Genomic DNA, 14616 nt, shown 5'->3' on the forward strand with positions numbered 1-14616 from the left:
GACGCTGCTGTGTGTGCGCTGCTGTTGCTGTGGCGGCTGCTGTTGCGGTGCCTGCTGTTGCTGTGGCGGCTGCTGTTGCGGTGCCTGCTGTTGCTGTGGCGGCTGCTGTGGGATCTGCTGTTGCTGTGGCGGCTGTTGTGGCTGGCTGACTGGGTGCTGCTGCTGGCTCGCCCACTGTGGCTGCTGGGCGGCGAACTGTGACGGCTGTCCGGGGACCGCGGACTGGTGGCCAGTCCCCGATAGCTGTGGCTGCTGGAACGACGGTTGGTCGTACATCATGGATCCGTCCCGACCGCTTGGGACAGTGTTCACGTCAACGCGGGCGGCGATAAAGGCCACTGATAGTTAACTCGAGTTTCAAGGCGAGAGCCTTTCTAACGCCGTCTTACCGCATTTCTCGTGGTATCCTACCCCGGTGTCGGTGTGGGGCGTCCCGAGTCGGCGAGTCGGCGTCCCGGACGGTTAATGGCAACATACCGGCCGGCGTTCGGGGTTCGCTGAAACGGTTGGGCGCGTCCCTGCCTCTCGACGGACAGCGACAGGGACTGGCACTCCCTGATTGACAGCAGGTGTGTCCACAGGGCCCGCACACTATCGGCCGTCTATTCGGGGTTTGTGTCCGAATAGCAAGCGTCTCGTGCAGATAGCAATCCACTTTAACCCCGAATGCCTCACTTCAGCCATGAGCGAATCCTACGTGATTGTCGGTGACGGAATTGCGGGTAGTTCCGCCGCCGAAGCCATCCGCGAGGAGGCACCCGACGTCGACGTCACCGTCGTCACAGACGAGGGTGAAGCCCTCTACAATCGGATTCTCATCAAAGAGTTCGCCAAGGGGAAACTGCCCGAGGCCCCGATCAGCATCCACGAAGAGGACTGGTACGACGACCGTGACATCGACCTCCGGCTGAACACCCTCGTCACGGACGTCAACCCCGGCACCCACACCATCGAGACGCACGACGGCGACGAGATCAGCTACGACAAGCTCCTCGTCGCCGCGGGCGGCACCCCGAACCAGCTCCCCGTGGAGAACTCCGACGCCGAGGGCGTCCACCACTTCTGGACGTTCGAGGACGCACGGCGCATCCGCGAGCACGCCGAGGAAGCCGACACGGGCGTCGTCGTCGGCGCCGGCCTGCTCGGCATCGACCTGGCGGCCATCTGCGGCGGCCAGGACGTCGACGCGAAGTACCTGATGCGCGGGAACCGCTGGTGGCGGTACGCGCTCAGCGAGGAAGGCGCCGAGATCATCCACGACGGCCTCCGCGAGAAGGGCGTCGAACCGGTCTTCGAGTCCGGCGCCGGGAGCTTCGAGACGAACGACGACGGCGAAGTCGTCGCGACCATCGACGGGAACGGCGTTCGCCACGAATCGGAGTTCGTCGGCGTCGCCATCGGTCTGGACTTCAACGTGGAGATCCTCCAGGACACGGGCGTCACCATCGAGAACGGCGTCCACGTCGACGAGTACATGCGGACCGAGGTCGAGGACGTCTACGCTGCGGGCGACATCACGCAGTTCCACGACACCATTCTCGGCGAGCGCGCGCAGAACGGCTCGTGGGGCTCCGCGAAACAGCAGGGGAACCTCGCCGGGCGCGTGATGCTCGAGGACGCGGGCCACGACGTCGAGACGGAGCCGTTCCGCTGGGTGTCCTCGTACTCCATCACGCACTTCGACTTCCCCTTCCTCTCCTTCGGCTTCCCGACGCTGGGCGACGACGAGGCCGAACGGAAGTACAGCGACAACGAGTGGCGCCGCCTGACGTTCAAGGACGGCAAACTCATCGGCGGCGTGCTCATCGGGAATCTCGCGCCGCAGTCGAAGTACAAGCAACTCATCAAGGACGAAGCGGTCGTCGCCGACCAGAAGGACGTCCTCCTGCAGGACAACTTCGACCTCGAGGACCTCGCCATCCCGCAAGAGCAGTAAGCCGTCCAGGGCCGACGCGAACGCCGTCTCTTCGCTGTTCTCTCCGCGCTTCTCGGGACGAGTTTCGTCCGTCCGCTCGGCTTCGGAGATTCGACCACCGATCGGTAGAGACGTCCTCCCGTCTGCTCGCATCGGGGGCATCGTCTCGCGGGTCGCACCAGCGTCGCAGTGACGTCCCAGGGCCGTTGAACGTGTCTTCCGTCGGACGTTGTGCGGCAGACCGCCGTCGGGCAGTTCTAGATTTCGCCTACCAGCACGCTTATATACGTTCATGCCATACGTTGGCATGGCACACGAATGCCGGTGACCACATGAACCCACTGCTGGAAGCGACCGAAACGACACCCACCGCGGACCGCACGGTCCGCGACTACGACGAACTCGACGACCGAGCACAGGCGGCGTTCCCCGACGCGGTCGACGCCGACGCCATCGCCATCCCCGAAGAAGCAGCCGAGGGCTTGTCCGACGGCGAGGTCGTACGGTTCACCGGCTACTATCGCGTTTCCATCGCGCGGTAACGGAGCGCGCGACCGAAGCGGTTTTTCCCGTCCGCACCCCACGTTCCGCCATGAGCAAATCCGGCGGGAGCACGGACATGACCCTCGCGTTCGAGCTGTCCGCGCTGCAGGAACTCGCGAAACCCGGCACCGCGTTCGCGGGCGCACGCCAGTGGACGGAATACGTCGGCGTCGTCTCAGACGAACCCACGTACGTCGTCACCAACTTCACGCGCAAACGCCGCATCCGCCAGGACTTCTTCTCCGGTCCGAAAGGCCGCGAAGAGAGCCTCGAATCCGTCAAACGCCAGTTCGACACCGAACGCCACGTCTTCGTCGGCGTCGACGACGAGGATCGCGAACTCGCCGAGAGCGTCGGCTGGGAGTACCTCCCCCTCGAGGACGCCGCCGAGAAAGCCGACTGGGAGCTCGCCGACGACGCCGACGACGCCGACGACGACGAAGCCGAAGTCCGCGACGACTGGCCGTAGCCGACACCGCACCGCGGTCGCCCTGCGGACGCGTCACGGTCCGAAGTCCACGTTCTCCCCGCAAGCGGATTGTCCGAACGTCACGCCCGGTGCATCGTTGACGATGACGTTCACCTGCGGGTCGTAGCTTGCGTCGTCGCCGAGGCAGTCGGGCACGTAGTGATAGTGGTAGGTCGCGTGCTCAACGCCGACGCCGACCTCGATTCGGTACCGCCGAGCGGGCCCGACGGCCGGCTCGCGCCACCGGTCGTCCCCGGTCGCCTCCGCCGGGACGTCGACAGTCGACCGATAGACAGTGCCGTCGTTGTAGTCCGTCGCCTCCTCGTCGAACACCCCCACCAGTAGTCGGACGTCGTCCGATCGATAGTTCTCGATGGTCAAGACCAGGTCTGGGCGGGAGCCGAGGAGCGTCGAACAGCCCGCGAGACCGACGACACCCGTGACGCCGGCGGCCCTGAGGAACGCGCGCCTGTCCGAGTTCATGCGGGAAACTGCGGTCGGCCGCCAGCAAAAACCACCGGCTGCACTCACACTGTGAGAATCGACTGCCCCGGGCTTGCAATGGGCCAGTGCTGTCGGCTCCAGGAACGCCGCCAGCCGACAGTGCGACCCTCGCGTCCGGCACCGCCTCGGACCGCGGAGTGTCCGCGAGCTCGTCCCCGCGGGCTCGGTCGACACCGCGGGGGGCGGCGTTTCTCCGGCCGGACTCACACACTGGTGGATCCCGCAGCGCGAATATCGCTCCGGGGGGCTTAACCGGCCGCACAGCCAATCGGCGAGCAATGACCGAGCCGCGCGTACCGGGCACCGAGGACGACGATTGGGTGGACCTCCCCTGCGGGGAGCAGGCGCACGTGAAGGACTTCGACCTGGGGATGCGCGAGTACGAGTGCTCCTGTGGCGGCACTCACGCCGTGGTGATGGACATGCATCCGCCGTCGCGGTTCGTGCCTGAGTCGATCGTCGCCGTCCTCAAGGAGGCGGTGACGCCCGCGCCCGACGACGAGTTCGAGGAGTTCGGCACCCCGCACCTGATGGGGTCCGTGATGGAGCAACTGCCCGAGGACGTCGTCGCCGTGGACGGCAGCGAGAACGGCAGCGTCGGGTACGCGTTGCTGTGGGTGACCGACATGGACGCCCGGGAACTCCACGAGGTCGTCGTCGAACTCGTGGTGGAGCTGATGGACCACGCGGTCAGCCACGCCGACGGCGACGACACCGCCGCGGAGTTCGAGCAACAGATGCAGGAGTTCGACGTCTCGACGTTCGTGGACCGCTACCGGGACGCCAGAGAATTCGAGGACGAGTACGACACGCCCGCGTAGTATCCGGCCCCGGGTTCGCTTGGACGTTCGACGGACCGATTTGGTCGCGGAAGTGCCGCCGGTTCGCCAACGGTTTTCCCGCCAGTTCGCGTTTCGTAGCGCATGGCAGCGAGCGAGGTCCGCGAGCTATCGACGACGCCGCAGTTCCGGAACGCGTACCCCGTGCTCTCGCAACTGCGCGACCACCTCACCGAGGAGACGTTCCTGGAACAACTCGACGTGATGCGCGAGGACGGCTACCGGCTGTTCGCGCTGTTCGACGAAGGCGACGTGGTGGCGGTGGTCGGACTGGTAGTGCGCCGGAACTTCTTCTGTGACCGCCACGTGTTCGTCGAGGACCTGGTGACCGACGAGCAGCACCGCGGCGAAGGCTACGGGAGTCGACTCCTCGAGTACGTCCACGAGTTCGCGCGCGAGCAGTCGTGTTCGTACGTCGAACTGGAGTCTGGGCTGTGGCGGGAGGAGGCCCACGATTTCTACGAGAATCGCGGCTACGAGAAGCTCTGTTACAGTTTCCGCCGCGAGGTCGAATGACGGCCGGTCCTGGCCGCCGACCCACCGCCGGATGTTTCGAATTTCGTAATTGGGTTGCGATGCTCTGAGTATTCCGCGCAACTTATTACGATGGGCGAACTCCACACGAGTAGCAATGAGCGAGCACGAAGACCGCACGGTACTGCTCATTGGGAGTGGCCCAATCCAGATCGGACAAGCGGCTGAATTCGACTACTCGGGGGCGCAGGCCTGCCGCGCGCTCCGAGAGGAGGGCGCCCGAGTCGTGCTCGTGAACTCCAACCCCGCGACCATCATGACCGACCCGGAGATGGCGGACGCGGTGTACATCGAGCCGATCACCACCGACGCCATCGCGGACGTCATCGCGAAGGAGAAGCCGGACGGCGTCATCGCGGGACTCGGCGGCCAGACCGGCCTGAACGTCACCGCGGAGCTCGCCGAGGAGGGCGTCCTCGACGAGTACGACGTGGACATCATGGGGACGCCGCTGGAGACTATCTACGCGACCGAGGACCGCGACCTGTTCCGCCAGCGCATGGAGGAACTGAACGAGCCGGTCCCCGCGTCCACGACCATCTCGCTGGACGAGGACGAATCCGTCTCGGACTTCGACGAGGACGCGCTCCGCGAGCGCGTCGAGGACGCAGCTGAGGAGGTGGGCGGCCTCCCGGTCATCGCGCGCACGACGTACACGCTCGGCGGCAGCGGGTCAGGGGTCGTCGACACCATGGACGAACTCGTCGCTCGCGTGCGGAAGGGGCTGCGCCTCTCCCGCAACGACGAGGTCCTCGTCACGGAGTCCATCGAGGGCTGGGTCGAACTCGAGTACGAGGTGATGCGGGACGCCGACGACTCCTGTGTCATCATCTGCAACATGGAGAACATCGACCCGATGGGCATCCACACGGGGGAATCCACCGTGGTCACGCCCAGCCAGGTCATCCCGGACGACGGCCACCAGGCGATGCGGGACGTCGCGCTGGAGGTCATCCGCGACCTCGGCATCCAGGGCGGCTGCAACATCCAGTTCGCGTGGCGCGACGACGGCACGCCCGGCGGCGAGTACCGCGTCGTGGAAGTGAACCCGCGCGTCTCGCGCTCGTCCGCGCTCGCGTCGAAGGCGACCGGCTACCCGATTGCGCGCGTCACCGCGAAGGTCGCGCTCGGCAAACGGCTCCACGAGATCACCAACGAGATCACGGGGGAGACGACCGCAGCGTTCGAGCCGGCCATCGACTACGTGGTGACGAAGGTGCCGCGCTGGCCCATCGACAAGTTCGAGGACGTCGACTTCACGCTCTCCACGGCGATGAAGTCCACGGGCGAGGCGATGGCCATCGGCCGCACGTTCGAGGAGAGCTTCCTGAAGGCGCTGCGCAGTTCCGAGTACGACCCCGCCGTCGACTTCGGCGCCGTCGAGGACGACGAGCTCCGCAGGGAGTACCTCGAACGCCCGAGCCCGGACCGCCCGTACGCCATCTTCGAGGCGTTCGAGCGCGGGTTCGACGTCGAGGAGGTCGTGGAGGCGACCGGGATGTACGAATGGTACGTCGAGCGCTTCGCGCGCATCGTCGAAGCCAGCAAGGAGGTCGTCGACGGCGAATTCACGCCCGCGGCGACGGCGGGCTTCACGAACGCCGAGATCAGCGCGCTCGCGGGCAACGTCTTCGAGGACAGCAGCCTGACGTGGCTGCCCGAGACCCGCGGCGCGTGGCGGACCGCGGAGGCGACTGAAGCGGTCGCCGGCGACGCGGGCGGCGAGGCCGCCGTCGAGACCACCGAGGAGGGCGTCCCCGTCTCCGCCGCTCGCGCGGGCGTCGGCCAGGTCGAGGCGGACGTCCCGGGACGGACGTACAAGCAGGTCGACACGTGCGCGGGCGAGTTCGAGGCGTCCACGCCGTACTACTACTCCTCGCGCTCCCCCGAGTGGTTCTCCGGGCCCTACGAGGGCGACGCGGCCGCGGGCGAACTCCGCGTGAACCGCGACACCGAGAGCGTGGTGGTCGTCGGCGGCGGCCCGATCCGTATCGGACAGGGCGTCGAGTTCGACTACTGCTCGGTCCACGCGGTGCGCGCACTCCGCGAGATGGGCATCGAGGCGCACGTCGTGAACAACAACCCCGAGACGGTGTCGACGGACTACGACACCTCCGACGGCCTGTTCTTCGAGCCGATCACCGCCGAGGAGGTCGCCGACGTGGTCGAGGCGGCCGGCGCGGACGGCGTGATGATCCAGTTCGGCGGCCAGACCTCCGTCGACATCGGCGAACCGCTGCGCGACGAACTCGAGCGCCGCGGCGTCGACTGCGACATCATGGGCACCGCCGTCGAGGCGATGGACCTCGCGGAGGACCGCGACCGCTTCAACCGCCTCATGGACGAGCGCGGCATCGCCCAGCCGGCCGGCGGGACGGCGACCAGTGAAGCGGAAGCCCTCGACCTCGCCGGCGACCTGGGCTACCCGGTCCTCGTCCGCCCGAGCTACGTGCTCGGCGGTCGCGCGATGCGGGTCGTCGACGACGACGAGGAGCTCAAGCACTACATGGAGGAGGCCGTCCGGGTCAGCCCGGACAAACCGATCCTCGTCGACGAGTTCCTCGCGGACGCCGTCGAACTCGACGTGGACGCCGTCTCGGACGGCGAGGACGTGCTCATCGGCGGCGTGATGGAGCACGTGGAGTCCGCGGGCGTGCACTCCGGGGACTCCGCGTGCGTGATTCCGCCGCGGTCGCTGTCCGACGACACGCTGGCGCGCGTCCGCGAGGTCACCGAGGAGATCGCAGTGGCGCTGGACACCGTCGGCCTGCTGAACGTCCAGCTCGCGGTTCAAGATGGTGAAGTCTACGTCCTCGAGGCGAACCCGCGCTCGTCGCGGACGGTCCCCTTCGTCTCGAAGGCGACGGGCGTCCCCATCGCGAAGCTCGCGGCGAAGGTGATGGCGGGCGATTCGCTGGCCGACTCGACGTCAGCGAGGGCGTCCCGGAGGAGTACAGCGTCAAGGAGGTCGTGTTGCCGTTCGACCGCCTGCCGGGGTCGGACCCCCGCCTCGGCCCGGAGATGAAGTCCACGGGCGAAGTGATGGGCACCGCGTCTACGCCGGGCCTGGCGTACTGGAAGGCCCAGCGCGCCGCCGGGAACGCCCCGGAGGTCGGCGGCACCGCCGTCGTCGACCTGGACGTGGACGGCTTCGCGGAGTACTTCGACCTCGAGACGTTCGAGGACACCAGTGCGGCCATCCGCGAGGGGAACGTCGACTTCGTCGTCTCACGCGACGAGGACGTCCTCCGCACCGCCGTCGAAGAGGAGGTCCCGTACCTCTCGACGGCCGAGAGCGCGGAAGCCCTCGTGGAGGCCCTGGCGTATCAGGACGCCGACCTGGAGGTCGCGCCGGTGAGCGAGCGCCCGATCCGCGACGAGCGCTGGGGCTAGCGCCTCGTCACGCTACCGCGAGAACGACGGCGCCGAAGCCGACGAACGCGGCGAGCGCGTACCACGGTTCTCTCCTGACAGTCCGACCGGCGACGCTCCCGTAGCGCGCGATGCCCAGCGCCGCCGCGACGAACGTCACCGAGAGCGCGACGCCGAGCCTCGTATAGGAGAGCGCGTGGAGGGCCGTCGAGAACGCGCCGACGGTGGCGCCGCGCACGGCGGCGTGCCACTCGTGGAACGTCAACTGGTTTGCCGAAAACACGGACTCCGACAGTTATTCGTACTCCACTCGCGCGGAATGTACTGCTTCGGGCGTCTCGACGCCGGCCGTCGCTGCGTTGCAGAAAATCGGAGGAAGCGAGTGTCAGTCCGCGGTGACGGGCGTTCGACAGCAGTCCGCCATCGCGAGCACGTCGTCGAAGAAGTCGAGGCTGTCGTGGGGGCCGGGGTTGGCTTCGGGGTGGTACTGGCGGGTGATGACGTCCAGTTCCGCGGAGTCCAGGCCCTCCGGCGTGTCGTCGTTGACGTTGATCTGCGTGACCTCAAGTTTGCCGGGGTCGGCGACGGTGTAGCCGTGGTTCTGGGTGGTCATCACGACGCGCTTGGATTCGTAGTCTAGCACCGGCTGGTTCACGCCGCGGTGGCCGAAGTCCATCTTCTCGGTGGCGCCGCCGAGGGCGCGCGCGACCACCTGCTGGCCGAGACAGATGCCCGCGATGGGGAGATCCCCCACGAATTCGCCGACCAGGGCCTCCGCGGCCTCGAAGTTCGCGGGGTCGCCCGGGCCGTTCGAGACGAACAGGATGTCCGGGTCCAGCGCCGCGAGTTCCGCGGGCGTCGTGTCGTAGGGAAGCACGTGGACGGTGGCGCCGCGCTCCACGAGCGAGGAGACGATGGAGCCCTTCGCGCCGCAGTCGACGAGCGCGACGTCCACGTCGCCGTCGCCGTGGACTTCGGGTTCCGGGACGCTGACCCGGCTGCCGATGTCCGTGAGGTCGCTCATGTGTGGGCAGTCCGCGAGCTGTTCGCGGGCGGCCTCGGGCGTGGCGTCCGGGCCGGCGGCGATGCCGACCTTCATCGCGCCGCCCTCGCGGATGTCGAGGACGAGGTCGCGGGTGTCGAGGCCGTCGACGGCGGGGACGCCCTCCTCGGTGAGCCAGTCGGCGACGTCGTCGGTGAGTTCGCGCGCGACGACGGCGCTGGGGTGGACGCGGTCCGATTCGAATCGGTCCTCGCGGACGCCGTAGTTCCCGATGAGGGGGTAGGCGAAAGTGAGCACCTGTGCCTCGTACGAGGGGTCCGTGAGGCTCTCCTCGTAGCCGGTGTACGCCGTGGTGAACACGAGTTCGCCTCGTGCCCGTCCGGGGGCACGGGCGTTGGCTTCGACCACGTCGCCGGTTTCTAGCGCGAGGTACGCGTCCGACATTACGAGATTCAAACGAGTGTGGGGAGTATAAATCTTGCTTTCGTAGCTGAGTTACGAATTTCGAAATCCTTTTTGTGCGTCGGCCTGATGTCCGGACATGGACGACATCGACCGGCGCATCCTCGACGCCCTCCGACGGGACGCCCGGACCCCGTACACGGAGATCGCCGACGACATCGGCGTCAGCGAGGGCACGATCCGCAACCGCGTCGACAGCCTCGTCGACGAGGGCGTCATCGAACGCTTCACCGTCTCCACCTCGACCGGGAACGTCAAAGCGATGATCGAGATCGGGGTCGCGATGGACGTCGACACCCACGAGGTCGGCGACCGCATGGTCGACTGGAACCAGGTCGACTTCGTCTGGCAGGTCTCCGGCGAGGACGACATCGTCCTCGTCGTCGACGCCGCGGACACCGGCGGCGTCAACGACCTCGTCACGAAGGCCCGCGAGCAGGAGGAAGTCGTCTCCACGAAGACACGCCTCATCCTCGACGAGAAGATGGGGTGACGGCGGGAGCGTCCGCAGTACCCTGTCCACGTCTCGCCAACCCTCGTTCCTGGAGACCACGCCGCGCACGACGAGTCGAAGCGCTATTTACGCACGTTCCCGTCGGTCACCCCATGAGCGAATCAGGGTCCGACGCGCCCGTCCAGTCCACGCGGGACGACGAGACCGCGGAGAACGCCGAGCAGGACGTCGTCGCCGTCGACGCCTACGACGAGAAGGAGGGACTCGCGAACCGCCTGGACGCCCACACCGGTGACGGCGTCCGCCACCGCGCGTTCACGTGCGTGCTGTTCGACCAGGACGGCAACGTCATGCTCGCGCAGCGCGCCGCCCGCAAGCGCCTCTGGGACACCCACTGGGACGGCACGGTCGCCAGCCACCCCGTCGAGGGCCAGACCCAGAAGGAAGCGACCCGCGAGCGCCTCGAGGAGGAACTCGGCATCACGGCCGACCAGTACGACGACCTCGAGGTCACCGACCGCTTCGAGTACAAGCGCTACTACCTCGACGAGGGCCTCGAGTGGGAGGTCTGTGCGGTCCTGCAGGCGACGCTGACGGACACGAGCTTCGACCGCGACCCCGACGAGGTCGGCGGCGTTCTCTGGGCGGACTACGAGGACATCTACGAGAACCCGCGGCACTACCGCCAGCTCCGCCTTTGCCCGTGGTTCGAGATCGCGATGCGCCGCGACTTCGAGGGCGACGCCGACCCCGTGCCGGACGGCACCCGGGAGTAGCCACCCAGCAACGACCACCCCCAGCGGCGACCAGTCACGCGCCCCGAGCGTGCGTCGGGATTTTTCCGGCTACGCGACTAACGGTGCGTCGTGCTGGCGCTCAGCCGGTCGGCCTACGACGCGATTCTCGACCACGCCCGAGCGGACGCGCCCCGCGAGCCTGCGGCGCACTCGTCGGCCGCGAGAACGGGGAGGCGGTCGTCGCCGACACGGTGCGGCGCGTGGCGAACGTCGCCGACGCGCCCCGCGTGACCTACGAACTCGACGCCGAGGCGACGCTCGCAGTGTTCGACGAGGCCGCCGCCACGGGCCGCGAGGTCGTCGGCTTCTATCACTCTCACCCGGCGGGACCCGCCAGGATGAGCGAGACCGACCGCGAACAGGCGTCGTGGCCCGGGTACGTGTACGTGCTCGCGTCGCTGGCGGCGCGACCGCCGATTCTGGACGGGTGGACGTGGACCGGCGAGTCCTTCGAGCGCGAAGACGTCGCCGTCCGCGACACGTAGCAGCTCCTGTGGCCCGCTTCGATGCCGCATCCTGGCCTCAGCGTCCTCGGACTGCCGTCCAGACGCCGACGGCACCCAGAACGAGCGCGGGAATCATCGGGACCGCGAGGTAGGTGTCGCGGAACCCCAGGCCGAAGCTCCCCGGACCGACGAGATAGAGGTACAGCGGCGCGACGATCCCCGCGAAGAACAGCACGACGACGACCAGCCACTGCGCGCGGTCGCTCATCCCCCCGTGCGCGCCGGCGTCTGCGCAGGCGTGCGCGTCCGCGCCCTCGCCAGCGGCCTCGCTGCCGGGCGCGTCGCTTGCGGTCACCGCGTCGTCGTCCGCGCTCTCGCGGGGGTCGTAGGTCACCATCAGTACTCGCTGTCGGGTTTTACCACTACCTTCCCAAAGCCCTCCCGGTTCTCCAGTAGTTCGTGGGCGCGCGCAGTCTCGCTCATCGGGACGACGTCGCGCACGCGGACGTCGAACGTGCCGTCCCAGACCAGCGGGAGGACGTCGTCGACCTCCCCGGGCGTCGCCATCGTCGACCCGAGGACGCTGAGCTGATTCCAGAACAGCCGCTGGATGTGCGTCTGTGGCCGGCCGCCGGTCGTCGCGCCGCACGTCACGAGGCGGCCGCCCTTCGCGAGCGAGCGCAAGGAGCTATCCCAGGTCGCCTCCCCGACGTGGTCGACGACGACGTCGACCCCGCGCTTGCCCGTGTAGTCGCGGATCTCGTCCGCGAAGTCCGTCGCCGCGTAGTTGATGACGTGGTCGGCGCCGATCTCCTCGGCGTACCGGAGTTTCTCGTCGGTGCTCGCCGTCGCGTACACCTCCGCGCCGGCGTGGGCTGCGATCTGGACCGCGGCGTGGCCGACGCCCCCGCTCGCGCCGAGCACGAGGACGTTCTCGCCCGCCTGGAGGTCGGCGCGCGTCTGGAGCATCCGCCACGCCGTCTGGAACACGAGCGGCGCGGCGGCCGCGGTCTCCCAGTCGACGTGCTCGGGCACGCGCACGAGGTTGTCCTCGGGCACCGCGGCGAGTTCGCTGTGCACGCCCGGGACGTGCTCGCCGAGGACGTGGAAGGACGTACACAGCGGGTACTCGCCGTTCCGACAGAACTCGCAGTCCCCGCAGACACGCCCGCGGACACTGCGACCCGGTCGCCCGCCTCGAAGCGCGTGACGTCCGCGCCCGCCTCCAGGACGACGCCCGCGCCGTCGCTCCCGGGGACGTGGGGCATCTCGAGGTCGAGTTGCGGCATCCCGCGGCGCGTCCACACGTCGAGGTGGTTGAGCGCGCCGGCTTTCACGTCGACCAGCACCTCCTCGCGGCCGACGTCGGGGTCGGCTACCTCGCGGTAGTCGATGACGTCGGTGTCGCCGTGGCCGTCGAACACAGTGGCCTGCATGGGTCGGACGTGGCGGCCGGCCACCAAAACTGTGGGGTCTACGCTTTTCCGGCCGGGTGCCGAACGCGGGGGTATGGTCGACTTCCAGTCCCGGGACACCCGCCGGACGGACGACGAGGAAACGGCGGACGAACCGGTCGAGGAGACGCACGAGGCGGAACACGAACACGACGACCCCAGCGACGACCACGAACACGACCACGAGCACGCGGACAGCCACGACCACCACCACCACGACGCCGACACCGTGGGCGTCGCCATCCTCACCGTGTCGTCCTCGCGGTCGCTGGACGACGACCCCGCCGGAGACGCCATCACGGCGGCGTTCGAGGCCGAGGACCACGAGGTCGTCACGCGGGAACTCGTCGGGGACAGCTACGACCGCGTGCAGGCCAGCGTCGACAACCTCGCCGGCAGAGACGACGTGGACGCGGTCGTCTCGACGGGCGGCACCGGCGTGACGCCGGACGACGTCACCGTCGAGGCGACGCGGCAACTGTTCGACAAGCAACTGCCGGGGTTCGGGGAGCTGTTCCGGCTGCTGTCCTTCGACGAGATCGGCGCGAAGGTCGTCGCGACGCGCGCCACCGCGGGCGTCGTCGGGGACGTGCCGGTGTTCTGTCTGCCCGGCAGCGAGAACGCAGCCGAACTCGGTAGCACGGAGATCATCGTCCCGGAAATCGGGCACCTCGTCGGACTGGCGGGCCGCGGCCGCGACGATTGACGCTGCGCGCGGGACGGAGCACAGCCACCAGCGCAGCCCGGAATCCGAAAACAGCCACTGATGGCTCTGTGGGGCGCGAACGTACCGAAAAAGCGGTCAGCAGAACTGCGCTGAAGCGCCAGGTGGCGTAGTCGCTGCGGCCACCGTGACGTTACGCGATGGGCGCGACGTCACTGGCGTTCTCGGATTCGGTGGAGTTGTCGTCAGCGGTTTCCTCGCTGTCGGCGTCCTCATTGTCCGCGTCCTCGCTGTCCGCGTCCTCATTGTCCGCGTCCTCACTGTCCGCGTCCTCGGCGTCACCGCTCTCGCCGTCGTCACCGAGGAGGTCGCTCAGCGCGTTGCCGAGGTTGTCGACCTCGCCGTCGAGGTACGAATTGATGGTCTCGTGGATGGACGAGACGTGGTCGGGGACCTGCTCAGGGAGCTCGCTCGGCGGGCCCTGGTTATCCGCGGCCGCGCTCTCGTTCTCGTCCGATTCGTCGCTTGCGGCGTCGGCGCCGTCAGCGTTCGCGGCGTCGTCGGCCGCGTCACTCTCCTCGGACTCGCTTGCGTTCTCGTCCGCGTCGTCGGCGTCGTCGGCTGCGTTGTCGTCGGGATCTTCCGGGGCGTTGTCGCTGGCCTGTGCGTCTGCGGGCATCGCAGCGCCGGCCGCCGCGAGACCGCCGACGAGGACGGTCGCCGCGACGACGAGCGTGAGTAGTTTTCGTGCGTTCATCGCATCTGGTCCATACCGCGTCGCACACTTAACCCGGGGAGTCCGTGAATCCGAATTTCGGCGTCGAGAAGCCGTCTCAAGCCCGATTAAGCCGAATTCAATCCGAGTTTACGGTGGATTACGCGGTGGAGACGGCACCCCGGCGACGAAGTGGCGTTTTCGGCGCGCCTGCGCGCTCGGCGGCGTCCTCGCTGCGCTCACGGATCCGTGCAGCGTCCAGGTAGCGTAAAGTTCCGGGCGCCCGACGCCCACGCATGGACAAGCAGGACCTCCGCGAGCGAGTCTGGGACGACCTCGAGGACTCGGGCGCGGCGCGGTTCCCGTTCCCGCCGCACGGCCGCATCCCGAACTTCGCGGGCGCCGACGACGCCGCGGCGCGACTCGCCGAGTCCGCGGTCTGGCG

Annotated in this window: 17 protein-coding genes and 2 pseudogenes; 13 read left to right on the top strand and 6 right to left on the bottom strand. The window is 68.1% G+C overall.

The window, feature by feature from the left end:
• The 4 genes from GRX66_RS10040 to GRX66_RS10055 all read left to right on the top strand — a co-directional run.
• A partial coding sequence (locus GRX66_RS10040; protein WP_201292982.1) for a hypothetical protein occupies positions 1-201 on the top strand: 201 nt, incomplete at its 5' end.
• A 481-nt stretch (positions 202-682) separates the two neighbouring features.
• Positions 683-1936, top strand: coding sequence for an NAD(P)/FAD-dependent oxidoreductase (locus tag GRX66_RS10045; protein ID WP_159526439.1), 1254 nt, complete (start codon positions 683-685; stop codon positions 1934-1936).
• Between the two features lie 311 nt (positions 1937-2247).
• Positions 2248-2457: a hypothetical protein gene (locus GRX66_RS10050; protein ID WP_159526440.1), complete on the top strand. Its 210-nt coding sequence runs from the start codon at positions 2248-2250 to the stop codon at positions 2455-2457.
• 50 nt (positions 2458-2507) lie between these two features.
• The gene (locus GRX66_RS10055) at positions 2508-2927 is read left to right on the top strand and encodes a DUF7124 domain-containing protein (protein ID WP_159526441.1); all 420 of its coding nucleotides are present in this window, start codon (positions 2508-2510) and stop codon (positions 2925-2927) included.
• A 33-nt stretch (positions 2928-2960) separates the two neighbouring features.
• Here GRX66_RS10055 and GRX66_RS10060 read toward each other — a convergent pair whose 3' ends face one another.
• The gene (locus GRX66_RS10060; protein WP_159526442.1) at positions 2961-3410 is read right to left on the bottom strand and encodes a hypothetical protein; all 450 of its coding nucleotides are present in this window, start codon (positions 3408-3410) and stop codon (positions 2961-2963) included.
• 299 nt (positions 3411-3709) lie between these two features.
• Between GRX66_RS10060 and GRX66_RS10065 the strand changes: the two genes are divergently transcribed.
• From GRX66_RS10065 to GRX66_RS20955, 4 genes are all read left to right on the top strand, one after another.
• On the top strand, positions 3710-4252 hold the full coding sequence (locus tag GRX66_RS10065) for a DUF5815 family protein (protein WP_159526443.1): 543 nt from the start codon (positions 3710-3712) through the stop codon (positions 4250-4252).
• Positions 4253-4354: 102 nt separating this feature from the next.
• On the top strand, positions 4355-4786 hold the full coding sequence (locus GRX66_RS10070; RefSeq protein WP_159526444.1) for a GNAT family N-acetyltransferase: 432 nt from the start codon (positions 4355-4357) through the stop codon (positions 4784-4786).
• 115 nt (positions 4787-4901) lie between these two features.
• Positions 4902-7829: a carbamoyl-phosphate synthase large subunit gene (gene carB, locus GRX66_RS10075; protein WP_159526445.1), complete on the top strand. Its 2928-nt coding sequence runs from the start codon at positions 4902-4904 to the stop codon at positions 7827-7829.
• Positions 7778-8197: a hypothetical protein gene (locus GRX66_RS20955; protein ID WP_159526446.1), complete on the top strand. Its 420-nt coding sequence runs from the start codon at positions 7778-7780 to the stop codon at positions 8195-8197. The genes carB and GRX66_RS20955 overlap by 52 nt, the downstream gene beginning before the upstream one ends.
• 7 nt (positions 8198-8204) lie before the next feature.
• On the opposite strand, the gene GRX66_RS10085 is transcribed toward GRX66_RS20955, so the two are convergent.
• The gene (locus GRX66_RS10085; protein ID WP_159526447.1) at positions 8205-8459 is read right to left on the bottom strand and encodes a hypothetical protein; all 255 of its coding nucleotides are present in this window, start codon (positions 8457-8459) and stop codon (positions 8205-8207) included.
• A gap of 102 nt (positions 8460-8561) precedes the next feature.
• The gene (gene carA, locus GRX66_RS10090) at positions 8562-9623 is read right to left on the bottom strand and encodes a glutamine-hydrolyzing carbamoyl-phosphate synthase small subunit (RefSeq protein ID WP_159526448.1); all 1062 of its coding nucleotides are present in this window, start codon (positions 9621-9623) and stop codon (positions 8562-8564) included.
• Positions 9624-9720: 97 nt separating this feature from the next.
• On the opposite strand from carA, the gene GRX66_RS10095 reads away from it, so the two are divergent.
• From GRX66_RS10095 to GRX66_RS20555, 3 genes are all read left to right on the top strand, one after another.
• Complete coding sequence (locus GRX66_RS10095) at positions 9721-10134, top strand: Lrp/AsnC family transcriptional regulator (RefSeq protein ID WP_159526449.1); 414 nt, start codon at positions 9721-9723, stop codon at positions 10132-10134.
• 113 nt (positions 10135-10247) lie between these two features.
• The gene (locus GRX66_RS10100; RefSeq protein ID WP_159526450.1) at positions 10248-10871 is read left to right on the top strand and encodes an NUDIX hydrolase; all 624 of its coding nucleotides are present in this window, start codon (positions 10248-10250) and stop codon (positions 10869-10871) included.
• Positions 10872-11083: 212 nt separating this feature from the next.
• A complete protein-coding gene (locus GRX66_RS20555; RefSeq protein ID WP_325064051.1) occupies positions 11084-11377 on the top strand; it encodes a M67 family metallopeptidase in 294 nt (97 codons plus the stop codon).
• A gap of 37 nt (positions 11378-11414) precedes the next feature.
• On the opposite strand, the gene GRX66_RS19950 is transcribed toward GRX66_RS20555, so the two are convergent.
• Positions 11415-11732: a hypothetical protein gene (locus GRX66_RS19950; protein WP_233745443.1), complete on the bottom strand. Its 318-nt coding sequence runs from the start codon at positions 11730-11732 to the stop codon at positions 11415-11417.
• A 2-nt stretch (positions 11733-11734) separates the two neighbouring features.
• A pseudogene (locus GRX66_RS10115) lies at positions 11735-12774 on the bottom strand (zinc-binding dehydrogenase).
• A 73-nt stretch (positions 12775-12847) separates the two neighbouring features.
• Here GRX66_RS10115 and GRX66_RS10120 point away from each other — a divergent pair.
• On the top strand, positions 12848-13498 hold the full coding sequence (locus GRX66_RS10120) for a MogA/MoaB family molybdenum cofactor biosynthesis protein (protein ID WP_159526451.1): 651 nt from the start codon (positions 12848-12850) through the stop codon (positions 13496-13498).
• Positions 13499-13649: 151 nt separating this feature from the next.
• Here the strand turns inward: GRX66_RS10120 and GRX66_RS10125 are convergent, their stop codons facing one another.
• Positions 13650-14213, bottom strand: a complete 564-nt coding sequence (locus GRX66_RS10125) for a hypothetical protein (protein ID WP_159526452.1) — start codon at positions 14211-14213, stop codon at positions 13650-13652.
• A 254-nt stretch (positions 14214-14467) separates the two neighbouring features.
• Here GRX66_RS10125 and GRX66_RS10130 point away from each other — a divergent pair.
• Positions 14468-14616, top strand: a pseudogene (locus GRX66_RS10130) (5-formyltetrahydrofolate cyclo-ligase); the annotation flags it as partial.

The sequence above is a fragment of the Halobacterium bonnevillei genome, assembly GCF_009831555.1.
Classification (GTDB): Archaea; Halobacteriota; Halobacteria; order Halobacteriales; family Halobacteriaceae; genus Halobacterium; species Halobacterium bonnevillei.